Source organism: Kiloniella sp. (assembly GCF_048259265.1).
In the GTDB taxonomy this organism is placed as follows: domain Bacteria; phylum Pseudomonadota; class Alphaproteobacteria; order Kiloniellales; family Kiloniellaceae; genus Kiloniella.
The window spans coordinates 46,623-64,714 of sequence record NZ_JBLXHT010000016.1 but is presented as its reverse complement, the minus strand read 5'-3'; the positions used below and the strand labels follow the sequence as shown (position 1 = coordinate 64,714).

Sequence of the window (18,092 nt, the reverse complement as noted above, 5' to 3'; positions counted from 1 at the left end):
TTTCAAGAGATGCACCACCCTTAATTCACTCTGGTGAAAAGAGGGTGGTGTCAGATTAAGTCGGAACTAATTCAGTTTATTTATTCAGCAGATGGTTCCCATGGGGATTGTCGATGACCATTTTCCACTCTCCATTTTCCTGGTGGCGGAGGACCGCGACAGACAGTCCGGTTTCGGTAACATCCTGACCATCGGGGGTTTGGCCGTGCATGGACCACGGGGCGATATGCAAGGCGATGTCACCTGCAACGATAACTTCGTGACCGCTATAGGAAAATTTTGGGTTCAAGGCTTTAAATTCGGCAAAGATCTGTTTGGACACATTGCTGTCGGTAACGGCCGTGCCCGGTTCAAACATAATGGCGGCGTCTTTTTCATAGGTGGACATAACGATGTCCAGGTTTCCCCCTTCAAAGTTGGATGTCATTTTCTGAATAAGGGAGAGGACATTTTGTTCCTGATTAGTCATTTCCTGACCTGAAGCATTGAGGCTCGTCATTGTTTTTGATCCTTTGGGTTGGTTTTTTGGTTCCGCGATAAGCGGGGAAGAAAGCAAGCTGAAACACAGGGCTGTGACAAAGAATAACTTTGTGCGCAGGGCATGCGAACAGGCTGCCTGAAGAAAGGGTTTCTTCAACATGGGGAACTCCTGAAGGTTGAGTGTAAACTTGGCCTAGTTGTTAATGAGGGATATCGTGTCTTGGGTTGTTTTGGGTGAGTACAGATGCAAGTTTGTTTGCAAAGTCTTGAGGACTTGCAAAGGTCGGTGTGGCGCGCTGTAGCTTGATGGTTTGCAGTTCTGCTTCTAATGCCTGTACATCTTCGATAACAGCGATGTAATCGGGGGCATCTTGCAAGGCATAGGCTGGGGAGCTTCCCGAACCTTTTTCAGGAATACGTCCCAGTTTTCTCGCCGCGGGCAGGCGACGGGGGCAACTACACATTGCTTTGCTGTTTGCTATACCGCAATTCCGAGAGGTAAAGGCGACAACTTCATTGCGCGCTCGGGAAAGGCGCTTTCGATAGTTTGCTGTGCTGAGGTCCAGTATCTGGGCGGCTTCAGACTGTGGAAAATCCAGAATGTCGCCAAGAACATAAGCAAGGCGATGTTTTAGATCCAGACAGAGTAGCATGGCCATTGTGCAAGAAACCCGTAATTCGTTGAGCCATATTTTGTCTTCACCAGATGCCATATTCGGAGAGAGGGTATCTGAAAATGAGGTCTTGGGATCAAGGCCACTTTCCAAATCTTGTTTGAAAATGTCAAAGGTCAGGCCAAGCTCTTTGTCGCGGATTTTTTTGGCATTGATCAGATAGTTGGCAGCAACCCGATAGACCCACGTTTTAAAGGCGCTTTTCCCTTCAAAGGTTGAAAGTTTGGTGATGACAAGGATAAGGATTTCCTGTGTGGCTTCCTGGGCATCATCTGGGTTGACCATCATACGCATGGCTAAATGATGGATTTGATCCTGTATTTCTTGCACCAGATTTTTTAAAGCTGCCTGATCCCCCGCTTGCGCGGCAGATACTAATTGTTCCAAAGTCTTTTGCATCTCACCAGTGTCTCTTTTTTGTTGCTCTATTTAATTAGACAGTAAAAGAAGCCAATGTGTGACAGATTATTTTTCTTATTTTGTATTCTTATAGATTCAGTCAGAGTCAATTTCTATTTATAGTTTATAAATCCGATATTTATCAATTGGTTAATGTGTATATATGTTTATATGATTTGTCATGTTTTGACATGTTAGGTCAACTGTCCTATGAAATTAGGGCAAGTGTCCTAATACGGTGGTTTGTCGAGAAGTAAGCAGGTTGCCCCAATCGCGTTATGATGTGGAATAAGGTTTTTAAATATGAAAAAACAAAAAACACGGGATCATATTATCGAGGCCGCGGACCAACTGTTTTATCAACAGGGTTATGAGCATACGTCTTTTGCCGATATCGCCGATGCGGTGCAAATTTCGCGGGGTAATTTTTATTACCACTTCAAGACAAAGGATGACATTCTCGAGACTGTGATCAAGGCACGCATGTATAAAACCGGGGCGATGCTGGCTTTGTGGCAACAGAATGGTTCTTCACCCCGAGATCGTATCAAGTGCTTTATTCGCATCCTGATAACCAATAGAGATAAAATTCTGAACTACGGATGCCCTGTGGGAACCCTGACGACAGAGTTGGCAAAGCTTAATCATGCTTCTCGTCCCGAAGCCAATGCCTTGTTCACTCTATTTCGTGTTTGGTTGAAAGACCAGTTTATCCAGATGGGGTGTGAGGACGAAGAAGCAGATGATCAGGCGATGCATCTACTTGCTAGATCCCAAGGGGTGGCAACACTAGCCAGTGCATTTCATGATGCAAAATTTATCGATCAGGAGGTCACACAGATGTGCAAATGGGTGGAAGGTTATACGCCTGCCTGAACGGGCCTGATTGTCCATGGTCCAGAAAATAAAACGATGATGAGAGAAAGCAATCAAAAATGTTTATCGTATTACTGAAATTTTCAACCGAAAAAGCCAAAGCGAGCCAGTTTATGGATGAACATAAAGCCTGGATCAAACGGGGCTTTGACGAGGGGGTGTTTCTGATGGTGGGTAGTTTGAAACCGGGCGCTGGCGGTGTCGTGCTTGCCCATAACTGTTCGTTGGAAGAGTTGGAACGACGGGTTAAGGAAGATCCCTTTGTTATTGAAGGTATTGTTAATGCAGAAATCTTGGAAATTGATCCTGCAAAGGCAGATGACAGATTGAACTTTCTTTTAGCGTGAGGGGATGGCGGTATGAGTGAAACAACTGTAGGGCCTGATGGAAAGAGCCGTTGTCGGTGGAGTGATGCTGCGCCAGAGTTTATCGACTATCACGATAACGAGTGGGGTTTTCCCGTCGGGGATGATCACAAGCTATTTGAAAAGATATGCCTGGAAGGGTTTCAGTCTGGGTTGAGCTGGCGCACCATATTGGCCAAGCGCGAGAATTTGCGTACAGCGTTCCACAACTTTGACTATGACAAAGTCGCGCTTTTTACGGATGAAGATCGAGATCGTTTGTTGCAGGACGCAGGGATTATTCGTCACCGTGGCAAGATAGATGCCGCGATTAATAATGCAAAACGTGCCCAAGAACTTGTAAAGGCCGAAGGATCATTGGCTGCTTTTATCTGGCGATATGAACCATGGGAAGATGACCTTGCGGAACCTCAAACGCTAACGGCATCACCAGCGTCGATTGCGTTGTCAAAAGATCTCAAAAAACGGGGCTGGAAATTCGTGGGCCCGACAACGATGTTTGCTTTGATGCAGACCATGGGGTTAATCAACGATCATGTCAAAGGCTGTGCCACGAGAGAGAAGGTAACAGAAGCGAGGAGGGATTTTAAGCGACCAGAATAGGAGATATATTCACGATTTTGAATATGAAATACCCATGATAATGGGGCGATTAGTAATGGCCCCCCAGACAACATTTGTACAGTCTGTGGTTTAAGATAAATGAAACAAGGACAAGGTCATAATGATCTTGATGCGCTAGTGTCAGAATTGCCGGGGCGCCTAAAAACAAAAACGATGGTTTTGAAGGGGGGTCACGGCAAGCTGTTGTAATGTCGGATTAGCTTCGGGATTTTTTCCTGCCTTACTTGTCCAAGTGTTGTCCAGATTTTATCAGCCATTTGAGGGGCTGTATTATAGAACTGATGGCTGATCATCATATACCAATCATAACTGGCAAAGGGTTGTTTTATTTCGACTAACTTATCCTTCAGGCCATGTTTTTTAACTAGATTATTCCCAATTGTGCTTTCCACAATATAAGCATCCAGATGGCCATCTGCGACAAGGGCTAGACCCTTCGCAGGTAAGTGGCGGGTGTTGGCATTAATATTGTGATCTTCTTTGAGTTTTTTAACAACAACATAACCGATGGGGGCGCCGATTGATTGGTTTAGATTGCTGAAGTTTTTGCCATCCCAATTAAATTCACTCCCTTTCTTTTTGAACAGGTTATAGGTCACGCGACGGAGGCGTCGATTGGGATCTGGCTTGTTGCTGATGCTGATCCTGACGGGTAAATAAGGATAACGACCAATAATCTCGCGCTCTTTCAAGTGGACTGATGAAAAGATACCATCAACTTTGTTCTGTTCTATAAGCTTGAGACAACGTTTCCAGGGGCGTCGGATAAATTCGGCCTTAAACCCGTTTTTTTTGAGTGAAGCATCGATGATTTCAACCAGAATGCCAGGGTTTTTATTGGAAAAGTGCTTTGATCACCCATAAAGTATGGTGGATAGCTTTGGTTTTCAGCACAAAGAACAAAGGGTTGCTCCTCTGCCCAGGCAGTTGTTTTAAACAGGCTGATGAGAAGGCTTGTGACAATGGCCAGCTTGGCAGCTAATGCCAAAAATACTTTGTAACTCACTTTTCACCCCCTTTCCGCCCCCGCTTAACGGTACTGTATAGATGCTAGCAGATAAAAGCATAAAAAACTATAGATGAACAAAGAGGCAGTTAAGTGTCAGGAATACTAGGTGGTGTATATTAATATAAGCAAAAAATTATATTTAAAAGGGAAAATAAGTTTCTTTGTGGTGAGAGATTAAGTTTTTATTTTTGTAATATTTAAGTTTAATAATTTTTAAACTTAAATATGATTATTTGTGAGAAGTTGTATTTTGTTGGGTGGTTACTGTATCGTGTCAAGATTCTATTTGTTGTTATCTCTTCTTGGTTGCGTTTTATTTTCTGATTTATCGCATGCTGGATCTTTGGATTTTAAGTTGTGTTACGAAGACAAAGAACAGCCTCCTTATTATAATGGTAGTGGTGTAATGGTGCCCTCACGCGATCAGGGGCTTTACATGGAAATACTTCATAAGGTTTCTTCAGAACTCGGACTTAAGTTATCTCCTGTAAGGCGCCCTTGGAAACGGTGTCTGAAGTTGCTAGAGCAGGACCGGGTTGATGGGGTGATGGGGGTGTCTTTTCTTGCGGAACGTCGAAAAATAGGGCTTTACCCACAGCAAAATGGTGCCTTGGATCTAAACGCAAGATTAGCAATGAAAAGCTACTCTATCTTCGTAATGAACAATTATCCTTTTTTGTGGAATGGTGAGTTGTCAGAAATCAGGGGGAAGTTAATAGGCGTACCACTTGGTTATTCAATTGTTCCCAAATTGGTCCGTGCTGGTGTGAAAGTATCTGAGCATGCAAATACTGAACAGCTTTTTGATATGCTGAAACACGGGCGAGTTGAAGCCGTCGTAACATTGGAACAAGTGGGTGATTTCCTGCTGGAGGCTAAATCGAATAGATTTAAAAACATTATTAAACTTGAGCCAATTATAGAACAAAAAGCTTATTATTTGATGGTAGGTCATGGATTTTATAAAAATAATAGCAAAATTTCCCAAGATATATGGCGTTTGATTTCTGTATACCGCCCTGAGATTAGTGCTAATTATGGAATAAAAGAATAGAGATAGAATTCAGGTGATATAATGAAGAGCCAGGCAGTTAAGCGGGCTCTCCACATAAACATTCACCTAAATAGTGAATAGCTAACAAACAAATGGTTGTTCAAACGAATGAACGATGATGTTGTAACAAAGGGTTAGAGCGGGGTTACATCAACATAAACCTGATAGTCCTGAATAAGACTGTTTTTTATTTCTAAAACCGTTGCAAAGGGAAGTGAGAGTTCACTTTGGTCCAACCGTTTGTAATGCACTTTGCCCTTGCAGATAATATCATTGCCCTGTGCCCATATGCGGTCAATTCTGTGAGACATGGCTTCAATAATTTGAAAGAAATTCTCATTGGATGCGAGTACGGCGTCTTTGCTGTGGACTTCATCAAAGTTTCCAAGCTGGAAACGAAGATCATCAGCAAGAAATGCTCCAAGTTTTGATGTGCTTTTTTCATCCACAGCCTGATACAACTTTGTGATCAGATTGGTGGCATCTAAGGCAAGGGGGCTTGGGGGGGAAGGGGGCGTTGTGAAAGCAAGGTTTGTCATTTGTCTTCTCTTTTAGTGTTGTGGTTGGTTCAGGACTGATCTGGCGGATGTCTGCTCAAGGCGTGTCGTAGAGGTTTCGTTCCGCGGGGTTCTGGCTGTAATATTGAATGAACTCGAACTGAAAACCTTCGGGATCGACAAAATAAACCGTCTTACGAAACGGATGGTCGGCCCCGAGAATGTCGATTTTAAATCCTTTGTTCTGAAGGCGTTCGATAATGCCGTCCACATCATCAACTTCAAAACCCAGGTGGGCGAGGCCTGGTTTGTGTCCGGCAAGTTCGCGATTGTCGCCTTCGCCGTTATCGTTCAGGGTGATGTATGTCGTATCATCCCCAACATGTAACCAGCGGCGAGGTTTTCCCTTCCATGCCATTTCACCTTGGCCGCGGACGATCCATTTGGGAAAGGCAGTTTGGATAAAATCCAGGGTCGCTGCTAAATCAGTGACAACCAAATTAGCGTGTTCAAACCGTACCATGGGACTCTCCTTTTGTTATCTTACGTGATGTTGAATAAAGCTTTTGTGTGTTTGATTCTAAAATAGGGAGTTTCTTCAGGGGATATAATTGCTATAAATGGAAACTAATAGGTGAGAAAAAGTTGACAGTTATTGCTGCCTTGGCTGGGTATCAGGAGAACGAATGGAAAGTATGAATGCGATACCCGTCTTCGTGGCAGTGGTTGAAGAGGGGAGCTTTGCCGCTGCTGCTCGGCGTCTTGGGGTGACAAAATCGGCGGTGAGTAAACGCATTTCCCAACTTGAAGCCCACTTGGGTGTACAGCTGCTGCACCGTTCAACGCGTAAGCTAAGTCTTAGTGAAGCCGGGGAGCAGTATTTTGCTCATGCGATCCAGTCTTTGGCTGCGGCGCAGGATGCTGAAGATGCCGTGGCTCAGTTACAGGGGGCACCACAGGGGCGATTGAGGATCAATACGCCAATGTCTTTTGGCCGCTTGCATGTCTCGCCGCTTGTCCCCGATTTTCTTGCTGCTTATCCCGGGGTTGGCGTTGATATGGTCATGGATGACCGGGTTGTTGACATGGTCGAGGGCGGTTTTGATTTGGCTATCAGGGTACGAACTTTGGAAGACAGTGCCTTGATTGCGCGAAAACTTGCGCCTTGCCACAATCTTTTGTGTGCTGCGCCGAGTTACCTGAAAAAGCATGGGACCCCAAAGCACCCCGATGATTTACAGGAACATAATTGTTTGCAATATGCCTATGCCAGTACGATTCATACCTGGCGGTTTGAGGAAAAGAATAATGGAGGTATTGTTAATCTGGACGTAACAGGGAACTATCAGGTCAATAATTCTGAAGCCCTTCGCCAAGCACTGGTTGCAGGTGTTGGCATCGCACGTCTTCCGACCTTTATTGCCAGCGCTGACATTACTGCGGGACGTTTGGTGCCGTTATTACCCGACTACAAATTACCCAGCCAAATTATATACGCGGTTTTTCCTGAACGTCGTCATCTTCCCGCCAAGGTCAGGGTTTTTATCGATTACCTCGTTGAAAAAATTGGTGGAGATCAGCCATATTGGGATCTGGGGTGAGGAGTTAAAGCAATTCGTCGGTTAAAGCGTTGATATAACGAGTGACCGAACGTTCCACCGTGTGCTTTCCGTCTTTACCAATTGTCCGGCCATCAAATGCCCCATACACCGTATCAAATTCGTAGCTGGCAACTGAATTTCCGATTTCGCGCACCTTGCTGGCGGGCAATGGAATATAGTTTGGATAGCTGCGCATAAAGCTGACGTGTTTACGGTCCGCGACGACCTGCATGATGTCCCCGGTAAAAAGAAAGTCTTTGTTATGTCGCCAGTGAAGAACGGTGCCGCCGGAGAAGTGACCGCCGCATTTAATCAGGGTAACATCAGGGGTCAATGTTAAGCTGTTTCCTGTCCAATGATTAATGGCGGGATGAGGTTTTTGAACCCATTGGGCATCATTACGGTGAAGATAAATAGGGGGATGATCAAAAGCATCACTCCAATCGCTCATCGCTGTGTAATAATGTGGATGTGAGATTGCGATAGCCGTAAGTCCACCCCGGCTTTTGATCCAGTCCATTGTTGGTTGATCCAGAATGGCAAGGCAATCCCACAGAATATTGCCATGGGGCGTTTCTAAGAAAAAAGCACGCTGACCAATCGCTGCGCGTGGGGTTATTTCAAAGCTATGTAAACCCGAAAAATGTTCCGTACGCTTTAAGCTGTGTCGGGCCTTCAATTGAGAGGATGTTGTCCATTTTTGCCCTGTTTCAGGGACGTACTGACGTTCATCCTCACAGATCGGACAGTGTGTTGGCGGGGCTTGTGGATCTGGATTTTGTTCTGAATCTTGTTCTGGGTACTGTGTACCGCAAGTGACGCAGAGGTATTCTGTCATGTTGGCCCTTTCCATGTCCCTGACATATATATGAAATCACGAGGGGCCTCTTTCAAGAATGGCCTCATTTTTATAAAATGAATATTTTCTACAATCTTGCTTGCAATTAAAATCTAAACCTTGCTCTATGGTTTGATACTTATCAAAACTGGAACAAGCCTATGGCCCCAAAGAATCACATTTCCGGGAGTAGTGGTCCGTCTGCAAACATTGAAAATGCAGGGGTTGACCCGCGAGAGAACTTTAAGGGTGCGGCCTTTATGGTGGTCAGTCAGGCGGCGTTTGTTTTCAATGATGCTTTGATGAAGCTGGCTTCGGCTGATCTGTCTTTGTTTCAGACAATTTTTCTGCGTGGACTTTTTACGACGTTGTTTCTGGGGCTTATTGCCTGGCGAACCAAGGCACTGTTTCATTCGGTTTCAATTGCGGACAGAAAAGTTCTGGCCTTTCGAATTTTTGGTGAAGTCGGGGCCACGCTCTGTTATTTGACGGCTTTGTTTAACATGCCGATTGCCAACTCAACGGCAATTCTACAGGCCCTGCCATTGGCTGTTACTTTGGGGGCGGCACTCTTTTTGGGTGAAACCGTGGGGTGGCGGCGTTATTCCGCGATTGCGGTTGGCTTTATTGGTGTTTTGATCATTGTTCGACCGGGGGCAGAGGGTTTTAACGCTTATTCCTTCTGGGCCTTGGCTGCGGTGGTTTTCATTGTCATGCGTGACCTTGCGACCAAGAAGGTCTCTAACGCGGTTCCTTCTATCTACGTTGCCTTGTTGACCTCTATCTTTTTAACCCTGACGGCTGGGGTTTTGCTCCCCACTTCGGGATGGCAGCCCGTTCAGGCAATATCCTTGGGATACCTGACCGGGGCGGGCTGTTTTGTCATGGTTGGTTATCTGAGTGTTATTATCGCCATGCGCCGGGGCGAGACCGCTTTTGTATCCCCCTTCCGCTATACAATTTTGCTTTGGGCGATCTTGCTCGGGATCGTTGTTTTTGGGGATATACCCGATTTCTGGACAATTGTCGGTAGTATTATTCTGGTCATTACGGGTGTCTATACCTTCTATCGTGAAAACAAGCTGAAAAAGCGGGCTGAAGCCCAAGGTGGGCAAGACACAAAATCGCCCCAAAATGATGATGATGCGGAGCAAACCATCTGGCCGGAAAAGATAAAGGATCTGGAAAAGGCCGAAGAGTTGATTAATCGATAGGCGTAACCGATAAATTACTGGGGTGAGGGGAAAGTTTAATTGAGCGGACCAAGCAAGAAAGCAGATCAGACAAGCTGTAAAACATCAGGTGATGAGAACGAACCTGATAAAGCTGTTGGGAAGAATATTGTTGCCGAGACAATTGCGCTTGATGCTGCAATAGCTGAAACCACGGACCAAGGTGATCGCGGCGCTAAGGGAAACCTGCGCGGGGCTTTGTTGATGTCTCTTGGGATGGCAGCCTTTATTGGTAACGTGACGCTGATGAAGCTTGTGTCTTTTGACCTGACCTTGTTTCAGGCGATTTTCCTTCGTGGGTGTTGTGCGGCGCTGGTTTTAGGAGGCTTTGCCTGGTACCGAAAAGAACTGTTTGTTTCTTTAAGCGGGCAGGATGCCAAGGTGTTGATCATCCGCGTGATCGGTGAAATTGGTGCATCCCTTTGTTACTTTATGGCCCTTTTCAATATGCCCGTTGCCAATGTAACGGCGATTTTACAGGCATTACCCCTAGTGATCACTTTGGGGGCAGCGGTCTTTTTGGGCGAAACGGTGGGGTGGCGACGCTATGGCGGCATTGCACTGGGCTTTGTTGGCGTTCTGATTATTGTTCAACCGGGAACCGATGGCTTTAGCGTCTATTCGCTGTGGGCGCTTGCGTCGATGTTATCGGTCGCGATACGGGATCTGGCGACGCGAAAGATATCGTCGGGCCTACCATCCCTGTTCGTGGCCTTTGTAACAATGGTATCGGTTACGCTTGTTTGTGCTTTGTTATTGCCGACCATGGAATGGAAAGAAGTCACGGGCGATACAATCGGACTTTTGATGGGGGCGGCTTTTTTCATCATGCTGGTTCATATCACCCTGATCCGGGCAATGCGCGTGGGCGAAGTCGCCTTTGTTGCCCCTTTTCGCTATACCGTGATGGTCTGGGCGCTGTTGGTCGGCTATTTTGTCTTTGATGAACCTCCGGATACTGAAACCGTCGTTGGTTGTAGCCTGTTGATTATCACTGGCCTTTATTCTTTCTGGCGCGAACGCAGAATTAAAGGTCTTTGATCTCAGTATTTCAAAGAGTGTTTCTTTAGAGAATTAAAAATCTTCGGTGTGGCATACTTTATCGGCAAGGATGGTCAGCCAGGAAATGACTTCGCGGCTTTCTGGTGAAAGCTTGGCGGCGTCAAGTTGATCGTCGCTTGCGTGTATCTTCAGGTCATTCCACTTCTGGCAAAAATCACTGAGGTCTCTTGGCTTGAGAGTATCCTGATCGGGTACTATTTGTGGGGTCGGTTTATGACGTCCGGTCACACTTTTATTTCCTATTCTGTTTTATTAAGTATTTGCTTTATATAGCCTATGTTTGCCTCTCGGTGAGGCTTTGATCGCAAAGGTTATAATGAGCTTTGATCAAGTTTTAATCCGCCAATCTAGAATTGAATTTTTTATATAGTGTATTATGAAGCAGTTATGAGGTCAGGTAGCGTCCAAAAAGCGTGAAAAAAACGTAAAAGGTTTTTTAACTTTCTCTACAAGTGGTAATCTCTGTGAACTTAAAAGGGTAATTTAGAGGCATCGGTCTGATGCTTCTGATATAGGGATAGGGTCTGGGTATAAAAATGCAAAATAACCCGGCAGCAAAAACACTTAAACTGCGGCTTTACGGCACCTTTAGTGCTGAATGGTCCGATGGTAGCAAGCTCAATGTACGTAGTGCAAAACTACGGGCAATGATTGCGCTATTGGCAATGGCGCCAGATATGACCCGAACACGTTCGTGGCTACAGGATAAACTGTGGTCGTTATCGGGGGTGGAATTGGGTCGCGCAAGTTTGCGCCGGGGATTGAGCGATTTGAAACGGGCGATTGGCCCCGACTTTGACAGCCTGTTTGTTGTTTCCCATGATAATATTGGTCTTAATCACGATCTGGTTGAGCTGATTGGCACATCCGCCGAAGGTGAGTTTCTGGAAGGCTTGGAAATCACCGAAGGTGGTTTTACATCATGGGTAAATGAACAACGAAGTAACCGCCCTCAACTAATCTCTGCGTTAGAGTTTTTTAATCCGTCGGATAAAACCGGCATTTTACCGGCTGTCGCTGTTCTTCCCTTTTTGCAAAGTTTCAAACGGGATGGTGAGAATGTGCTGGGGGATATGCTGGCCGAAGAAGTTTCACGCGCCCTTTCAAGATCGCAGTTGATCGACGTTATTTCCCATCTGTCTTGCCGTAACCTGAATATGCGCCTTTTGAATCTAGCGGATGTCCGACGTGCCTTGAATGTAGAATACATTATCCACGGCAGTTACCGGTTGTCAGGGGATAGCTTTCATCTGGATGCTGATTTTCTGGATGCAGATAGTGGTCGTATTATCTGGTCGCGGCAGTTTTCTGCAAAGATGTCGGACTTTCTTAATGGCGGGCAGGAAATTGTCGCTGATATCTCTCGCCAGATTGGGCAGTCCATTCTATCGACGTCTATTGAGTTGGCGACGAGCAAGCCGCTACCAGAAGTGGCGAGCCACGCATTACTGGTTTCAGGCGTTGCGTTGATGCATAGGTTAAAACTCGCAAGTTTTGCCAAGGCCAGACCGTTAATTGAAGAGATTATCCGCAAATCACCCAATCATGCGTCTCTCTACGCTTGGTTGGGTAAGTGGTATGTTCTGTCTGTCCAGCAGGGATGGAGCAGTGATCTTAAAAAAGATAGTCAGATTGCAAGTGATTGTACGGCTAAAGCCTTGGATTTAGATCCAGATAGTTCGTTTTCATTGGCCGTTGATGGATTGGTCCAAAATAATCTTCTCAAGCAGTTTGATACAGCCTTTAGTCGTTTTGATCGGGCAGTTGAGCTTAATCCAAATGATGCATTGGCCTGGCTTCTAAAAGGGACACTTCATGCTTTCATGGATGAGGGAAAAAAGGCTGTTTCTTTTACAGATCGCGCGCGATCTCTATCACCATTAGATCCGCATCGATATTTTTATGATTCATTATCTGCAACAGCAATGATCGCAGATAAACAATATCAAAAAGCTTTGGAATTAGCAGAAAGATCCTTACTGGCAAACCACCGACATAGCTCAACTTTACGTGTCAAAACGGCTGCTCTGTTTTATTTAGGGCGTGAGAGCGAAGCAACGTTGTCAGCGAAGGAATTAATGGCTGCAGAGCCAAATTTAACGATTTCGGGATGGTTGAAAACGCATCCAGCGGCATCGTTCTCTACGGGGAAAGATTGGGCGCGCGCTTTAATTGCTGCAGGTGTGCCACAGTAATCTTACACCTTTATTTTAAATAATATTTTCAAGATATAGGAGGGTAATATGTCGACCAACTCTACCCAAGCTGGAATGGCTGGAATGGCTGGAATGGCCGGAATGGCCGGAATGGCCGGAATGGGAGGAGGGGCTGCTGTTGCTGCTCTTCTTACTTCCTCGGAAGCAACTCGCGATCCTTGGAATTTACCAGCATCAGGAGTTGAGCCAAATCATATTCCTGCTGATAAAAGCGATAATCTTTCAAAATGGTCACCAGTTGTTCGAGAAGCAACGCTGTTAACAGATTTGCTTTCACGATTTTCTTTTAAAGCAGATGCAACTGAGGGGGCAGTCTCGATCTGGTTCCAGCATGATCACCCTCATGGTGGATTAGATCACGCCCCTCATCCAGCTTATTCAAAGTTAATTAAACTATCTCGCCCTAGTGAAGAAGTTTTTCGCTCGCAACTAGAATACGTTAGAAACTACGCCGATCAACGTGCTGAACGAGCTCCTGAAATCTATGCACAGATAGGGTATCCTACTGAGTTTTTTACATCTGTTGTGCAATTAAATCCAGCTTTACATAGCCATACACTTCAGCTCATTAGCCTTGTACAGAAACTTGCATCACATGTTGTGCTTAGAACCAAGCACAGCTTGGCGTGTCGGCGTCCGGATATCTATTCGGCACAAATTCAGCCGATTATTCCAACACCGGGGCATGGGACGTTACCAAGCGGTCATTCCACCGAAGCATTCACCGTGGCGACTGTCTTTGGCGCGTTGATGGATGATACGATTATGTCTTTTCAACAAAGCCCTTCGATCAAGGAACTGTTGTTATCCGTTGCCGAGCGCATTGCCGTTAACCGGACTGTCGCGGGGGTGCATTTCCCGGCGGATAGTACGGCCGGGGCGGCGTTGGGGACGACGCTTGGGCATTATTTGTTGCAGCTTGCCAGCGGAGAAAACGGTAATATTGATGCCGTCGCATTTATTGGGAACAACGCCACAGGTGATTTTGATAAGTCTGTGATTGCCCTGGGCGATGGAGATAGCGATCCGGTGGTGAAGTGGGGCACATCCGCGGTTCATGGCGAGCCGGATAACCTGTTCCGTTGGTTGTGGCTCAAAGCCAAAAGCGAGTGGGAGGAAGCACCCGCTGCGGGAGGCAGCAATGGCTGATACCTATCGGTGGCAAGACGACGGTATCAAGGCTGTTGATCCCTATGAAGACTGGTTGCTTGATACGGGGGCGGGCTATGGCTTTCCCTTTGGCCCGCCAAATGAAGCGCACTGTTATACCGGAACGGAAGCGTCGGAAAACTTTGTTGCGGGCGATGAAAATCCGGATGCGATTTACCCCACACTCTACCGTCCGGGTGGGGAACAACCCAGCTTTCGCCCCTTTGTTCTAAGGGAAAGTACTGTTGGTCGACAACGTTCTTCTGGCCGTGCTTTTGTACATTCAACTGCGCGAACCACAGAAATCAAACGCCGTATAGGCGTTCCGTTGCGAGCAGCTAGTGTTAATCAGAGCTATGCGCCTGATCAATCTCCTGATCCATCCTCGACCTCGGGGCAATCTTCTGTATGTACGGATGGTACTTCTGGGGCAAAGGTTGTGATTGGCGTTATCGATGATGGTATTGCGATCGCCAATCGTCGGTTTCAGTCAGAACTTGGCAGCACACGAATTGATTTCGCGTGGGTACAGGATGGTGATGCGGAATCTAGTTCTGGGGTTGGCTCTGGCTTGGGCCTTGCTTTTGGCCGGGAATATACCAAGGCTGATATCGACAGTGCTCTTGCCCAACACACAGATGCATTGGGCGCAACCAATGAAGCCGCGCTTTATCGGGCGCTGGGGTTGGTGGATAGCGACAAGGTAATGCCAAATTCACTGGATGGTAAAGCAGCACACGGCACACATGTACTCGATCTGGCTGCTGGGGGCGATTATGAAAGTACATCATCAGATGCCTTAGACGAAGATCGGATTATAACGGTACAGGTGCCCGCCGCTGTGACTTGGGACACGTCGGGCATGGGGCTGGACAGTTTCATTCTGGCGGGGGTGCATTACATCCTTGATCGTGCTGATCGTATTGCCCCAAACCTGCCCGTGGTGATTAATTTCAGCTATGGGATTTTTGGCGGGCCGCATGATGGGACGTCAATACTGGAAAAGGCGATTGATGAAATTGTTACTGCCAGAAACGTCCGTGTTGCGCCGACGTCTGTGGTGTTGCCTTCGGGAAATCATCATTTGGAACGATCCCATGCGGTGATTACAGATGATGATTTTAAGGTTGGCGATTGTGCTGATGATACAGCCTCAACCCCAGCCACAGCGTATTGCGATCTACCGTGGCGGGTACAGCCTAATGACCGAACATCCAGCTATCTGGAAATCTGGATGCCAAAGTCGGGCTATGACGACGGAGATATCGAGGTCGAGGTTATCCCGCCGATAACAGAGGAAATTCCCTCGCAAAAGCTAACAGGTGTTGTGAATAACGCCGTTGTTCTGACGCGGGGGGCAAAGGCCATTGCGCGGTTGTCGTATGACAGGCACACGCCGTTGTCGGAAGATGATGAACGTGGACGCTTTATGCTAACCCTTGCGCCAACAGAAGTACGCTCAAAAGAAGGTGTGGGAAACGCTGGGCTAAAAGCTGCGCCGAATGGTCTGTGGACAGTGCGGGTGATCAAGCGGTCGGGTAAGGACCTATCTGCACCACTTCACGCCCGCATTCAACGTGACGCTTCGCCTTTTGGGTATCCTGCATTGGGTCGGCAATCCTATTTCGATGATGGGGCCTATAGGGTCTACGATCGCGAAGGGAAGCTAGAGGTACAGGATAATCAATCCATCGTGAAACGTGCTGGGGCTTCTAATGGTCTTGCGACGGGTGAGGTGCCCGTTGTTGTGGGTGGTCATGTCGAGGCTACGGGGCGGGCGGCGCTTTACAGTGGTTACCAAACCACGAACGCCAGTCTGCTGGAACAATCCACCAGTCCTTTTGTTTCTGCGGAAAGTGATCGCAGTCCTGTCTTTAAGGGCGTACGGGCATCAGGTGTCAATTCTGGTGTGTCCGTTGCGTTAGATGGTACATCGGTTGCCGCGCCGACAATCACCCGTGCGATTTCAAATGCCTATAAAACGGGTGTTGCAACCGACCCGGTTGATGAGCTTCAGGCACAGGCAATTGCCATCGAAGCAACCCGACAGGCCAAGGGATACTTTACGCCACTTGATCCCGATCGACAGGGCGTCGGGCGTTTCCCCCGTGGTGAAATTTACAGCAGTTAGATGTTTGTTTTGTCCGGGATACAAACAGCAAGGGCCAAAGATATAAACAGAGAAAAGGCTTAATTAGAAGAGCGTGTAAAACGGACGACGTAAAAGGGCCGGGGAATTTCCCGGCCCTTACGATTTGAATTGGGTGTGATTTAAACGGTTTATTTTTTCAGGCTTCGGTACAGGTCGGTACCTTCGCGGGCAAAGTTATTGGCATTGTCAACGGCACTGGTGATTGACATCAAATTTTCGTTGACCTCACTGACCGCGGTTGCGGCTGATTGCATGCTTGATGCAATTTCACTGGATGCAGAGGTTTGCTGCTCTACCGCACCGGATACGGCCGTGACACTACCTTCGACGGATACCACGGCATTGCGGATACTGTTCAGGTTTTCAACCACGTTATCGCAGACGGATTGCATGCCAATAATTTCTGATGAAATTTGCTCGGTAGCTGTGCCTACCTGATTGGCCAGTGCCTTGACCTCGGATGCCACAACGGCAAATCCTTTTCCTGCTTCTCCTGCACGGGCGGATTCAATGGTTGCGTTTAGGGCCAACAGGTTAATCTGCCCGGCAATGTCCTGAATAACACTGACGACACTGTTCATAGACAGGGCCTGTTCAGTTAGTTTTTGGGTGAGCTGATCGGCGTTTGTTGCTTCATCAATCGCTTTTTTTACATCGTTGCGTGATGTGTTCATGCTGCGGGCAATTTCACTGGCTGATGCTTGAAATTCTTCGGATGCAGACGCAACTGATTGAACAGTTTGCAAGGTGTCGGTCGAAGCAGAGCTTGCCGCGGATGATTTTTGGTTTGCGTCTCCTACGGCTTCGAGTATTTTTCCCAGATTATCATCAACAAGCTTGCCGACCCTAGCTGCTTCTTGTCGATCTGCAATCTGTTGAGTGATATCGGTGGCAAACTTGACGACTTTGAACGGATTGCCATCGGGATCAAAAATTGGATTGTAGGATGCCTGTATCCAAATCTCTTTACCACCTTTGCCAATACGTTTGTATTCAGCAGTCTGGAATTCACCCCGGCGCAAAGAAGCCCAAAATTGTTCATACTCTTTAGAGTTTTTGTACTCTTCTTCGACAAATAAGCGGTGGTGTTGGCCTTGAATTTCACGCAGTTCATAGCCTACGGTTTTGAGGAAATTTTCGTTGGCATCAATGATGGTGCCATCCAGATTAAAGGCAATAACTGCCTGTGATTTATTCACGGCATTGATCTGACCTTTATAATCGGAATTTTGCAGCGTTTGTTCAGTAATGTCGGTGGCGTATTTAATAACCTTGGTGACTTTTCCTGATGCATCGATTATGGGGTTGTAAGATGCTTGGATCCAGATTGGCTTACCGCTTTTTGTGATCCGCTTGTATTCAGCAGCCTGAAACTCTCCCTTTTTAAGATTTGCCCAAAACTGTTTGTATTCGGCAGAGTTTTTATAAGCTGGATCGACAAAGGTACTGTGATGTTTGCCTTTTATCTCGTCTAGGGTATAGCCCATAGCACCAAGAAAGTTACGATTTGCCGTGATAATTGTGCCATCGACTTCAAATTGAATAACAGCCTGAGATTTATTCAGGGCATTCAAGATCAACGTCATTTCAATTTTGTTTAACTTATAACTTTTGGGTTGATCCGCCGTTAACCGGGAGTTTTTGCCAAACGAAAACATACGCGTTATTCCTTTCTAACTCTCTGAATGAAATCTTAGAGAGCAGTCTTATTTACAATGAAAAATATCAATGCGAGATAATATTTTTAACCAGGTTATTCGGCTTGTTGATAGTTAGTGTTTAAAGGTTAAATTTTACTAAATTTTTTTGACCAGAAAGCCTGTTCGCAGCCTTGGGCTTATGTCAGGTTCTGATCAAGGTACTT

Annotated in this window: 18 protein-coding genes; 10 read left to right on the top strand and 8 right to left on the bottom strand. The window is 46.5% G+C overall.

The window, feature by feature from the left end; translation table 11 throughout:
- Nucleotides 1–76: 76 nt before the first annotated feature.
- A complete protein-coding gene (locus tag ACN0QW_RS18735) occupies nucleotides 77–640 on the bottom strand; it encodes a YybH family protein (RefSeq protein WP_417433705.1) in 564 nt (187 codons plus the stop codon).
- Between the two features lie 40 nt (nucleotides 641–680).
- Nucleotides 681–1,553, bottom strand: a complete 873-nt coding sequence (locus ACN0QW_RS18730) for an RNA polymerase sigma factor (RefSeq protein ID WP_417433703.1) — start codon at nucleotides 1,551–1,553, stop codon at nucleotides 681–683.
- Between the two features lie 303 nt (nucleotides 1,554–1,856).
- On the opposite strand from ACN0QW_RS18730, the gene ACN0QW_RS18725 reads away from it, so the two are divergent.
- Genes ACN0QW_RS18725 through ACN0QW_RS18715 form a run of 3 tightly spaced genes read left to right on the top strand, consistent with a single transcriptional unit; the run spans nucleotide 1,857 to nucleotide 3,397 of the window.
- The gene (locus ACN0QW_RS18725; RefSeq protein WP_417433701.1) at nucleotides 1,857–2,429 is read left to right on the top strand and encodes a TetR/AcrR family transcriptional regulator; all 573 of its coding nucleotides are present in this window, start codon (nucleotides 1,857–1,859) and stop codon (nucleotides 2,427–2,429) included.
- 59 nt (nucleotides 2,430–2,488) lie between these two features.
- A complete protein-coding gene (locus tag ACN0QW_RS18720) occupies nucleotides 2,489–2,776 on the top strand; it encodes a YciI family protein (protein ID WP_417433699.1) in 288 nt (95 codons plus the stop codon).
- Between the two features lie 12 nt (nucleotides 2,777–2,788).
- Nucleotides 2,789–3,397 carry a DNA-3-methyladenine glycosylase I gene (locus tag ACN0QW_RS18715; RefSeq protein ID WP_417433698.1) on the top strand — a complete coding sequence of 203 codons (609 nt, stop codon included), beginning with the start codon at nucleotides 2,789–2,791 and terminating at the stop codon, nucleotides 3,395–3,397.
- 191 nt (nucleotides 3,398–3,588) lie between these two features.
- Here the strand turns inward: ACN0QW_RS18715 and ACN0QW_RS18710 are convergent, their stop codons facing one another.
- Entirely contained in the window at nucleotides 3,589–4,110 is a 522-nt protein-coding gene (locus ACN0QW_RS18710; protein ID WP_417433696.1) for a hypothetical protein, read from the bottom strand.
- 606 nt (nucleotides 4,111–4,716) lie between these two features.
- Here ACN0QW_RS18710 and ACN0QW_RS18705 point away from each other — a divergent pair.
- Nucleotides 4,717–5,481, top strand: coding sequence for a substrate-binding periplasmic protein (locus ACN0QW_RS18705; protein WP_417433694.1), 765 nt, complete (start codon nucleotides 4,717–4,719; stop codon nucleotides 5,479–5,481).
- Nucleotides 5,482–5,615: 134 nt separating this feature from the next.
- On the opposite strand, the gene ACN0QW_RS18700 is transcribed toward ACN0QW_RS18705, so the two are convergent.
- Together ACN0QW_RS18700 and ACN0QW_RS18695 are read right to left on the bottom strand one after the other, a co-directional pair.
- Nucleotides 5,616–6,020: a nuclear transport factor 2 family protein gene (locus ACN0QW_RS18700; protein ID WP_417433693.1), complete on the bottom strand. Its 405-nt coding sequence runs from the start codon at nucleotides 6,018–6,020 to the stop codon at nucleotides 5,616–5,618.
- A 55-nt stretch (nucleotides 6,021–6,075) separates the two neighbouring features.
- Entirely contained in the window at nucleotides 6,076–6,501 is a 426-nt protein-coding gene (locus ACN0QW_RS18695; protein ID WP_417433691.1) for a VOC family protein, read from the bottom strand.
- 163 nt (nucleotides 6,502–6,664) lie between these two features.
- Here ACN0QW_RS18695 and ACN0QW_RS18690 point away from each other — a divergent pair, with 163 nt between their 5' ends.
- The gene (locus ACN0QW_RS18690; RefSeq protein ID WP_417433689.1) at nucleotides 6,665–7,579 is read left to right on the top strand and encodes a LysR family transcriptional regulator; all 915 of its coding nucleotides are present in this window, start codon (nucleotides 6,665–6,667) and stop codon (nucleotides 7,577–7,579) included.
- A gap of 4 nt (nucleotides 7,580–7,583) precedes the next feature.
- On the opposite strand, the gene ACN0QW_RS18685 is transcribed toward ACN0QW_RS18690, so the two are convergent.
- Nucleotides 7,584–8,417 (bottom strand): MBL fold metallo-hydrolase, encoded by an 834-nt coding sequence (locus ACN0QW_RS18685; protein ID WP_417433687.1) that lies wholly within the window; start codon nucleotides 8,415–8,417, stop codon nucleotides 7,584–7,586.
- Between the two features lie 161 nt (nucleotides 8,418–8,578).
- Between ACN0QW_RS18685 and ACN0QW_RS18680 the strand changes: the two genes are divergently transcribed.
- Nucleotides 8,579–9,631 (top strand): DMT family transporter, encoded by a 1,053-nt coding sequence (locus ACN0QW_RS18680; RefSeq protein WP_417433685.1) that lies wholly within the window; start codon nucleotides 8,579–8,581, stop codon nucleotides 9,629–9,631.
- A 39-nt stretch (nucleotides 9,632–9,670) separates the two neighbouring features.
- Nucleotides 9,671–10,690 carry a DMT family transporter gene (locus ACN0QW_RS18675; protein ID WP_417433683.1) on the top strand — a complete coding sequence of 340 codons (1,020 nt, stop codon included), beginning with the start codon at nucleotides 9,671–9,673 and terminating at the stop codon, nucleotides 10,688–10,690.
- A 33-nt stretch (nucleotides 10,691–10,723) separates the two neighbouring features.
- On the opposite strand, the gene ACN0QW_RS18670 is transcribed toward ACN0QW_RS18675, so the two are convergent.
- A complete protein-coding gene (locus tag ACN0QW_RS18670) occupies nucleotides 10,724–10,939 on the bottom strand; it encodes a hypothetical protein (RefSeq protein ID WP_417433681.1) in 216 nt (71 codons plus the stop codon).
- A gap of 308 nt (nucleotides 10,940–11,247) precedes the next feature.
- Between ACN0QW_RS18670 and ACN0QW_RS18665 the strand changes: the two genes are divergently transcribed.
- The 3 genes from ACN0QW_RS18665 to ACN0QW_RS18655 are packed head-to-tail and all read left to right on the top strand — an operon-like array spanning nucleotide 11,248 to nucleotide 16,207.
- Nucleotides 11,248–12,906 carry a hypothetical protein gene (locus tag ACN0QW_RS18665; RefSeq protein ID WP_417433679.1) on the top strand — a complete coding sequence of 553 codons (1,659 nt, stop codon included), beginning with the start codon at nucleotides 11,248–11,250 and terminating at the stop codon, nucleotides 12,904–12,906.
- A 48-nt stretch (nucleotides 12,907–12,954) separates the two neighbouring features.
- Complete coding sequence (locus ACN0QW_RS18660) at nucleotides 12,955–14,076, top strand: phosphatase PAP2 family protein (protein WP_417433677.1); 1,122 nt, start codon at nucleotides 12,955–12,957, stop codon at nucleotides 14,074–14,076.
- Complete coding sequence (locus tag ACN0QW_RS18655) at nucleotides 14,069–16,207, top strand: S8 family serine peptidase (protein ID WP_417433675.1); 2,139 nt, start codon at nucleotides 14,069–14,071, stop codon at nucleotides 16,205–16,207. Before ACN0QW_RS18660 ends, ACN0QW_RS18655 begins: the two co-directional genes overlap by 8 nt.
- A 149-nt stretch (nucleotides 16,208–16,356) precedes the next feature.
- Here the strand turns inward: ACN0QW_RS18655 and ACN0QW_RS18650 are convergent, their stop codons facing one another.
- Nucleotides 16,357–17,886 carry a methyl-accepting chemotaxis protein gene (locus ACN0QW_RS18650; protein ID WP_417433673.1) on the bottom strand — a complete coding sequence of 510 codons (1,530 nt, stop codon included), beginning with the start codon at nucleotides 17,884–17,886 and terminating at the stop codon, nucleotides 16,357–16,359.
- Nucleotides 17,887–18,092 lie beyond the last annotated feature (206 nt).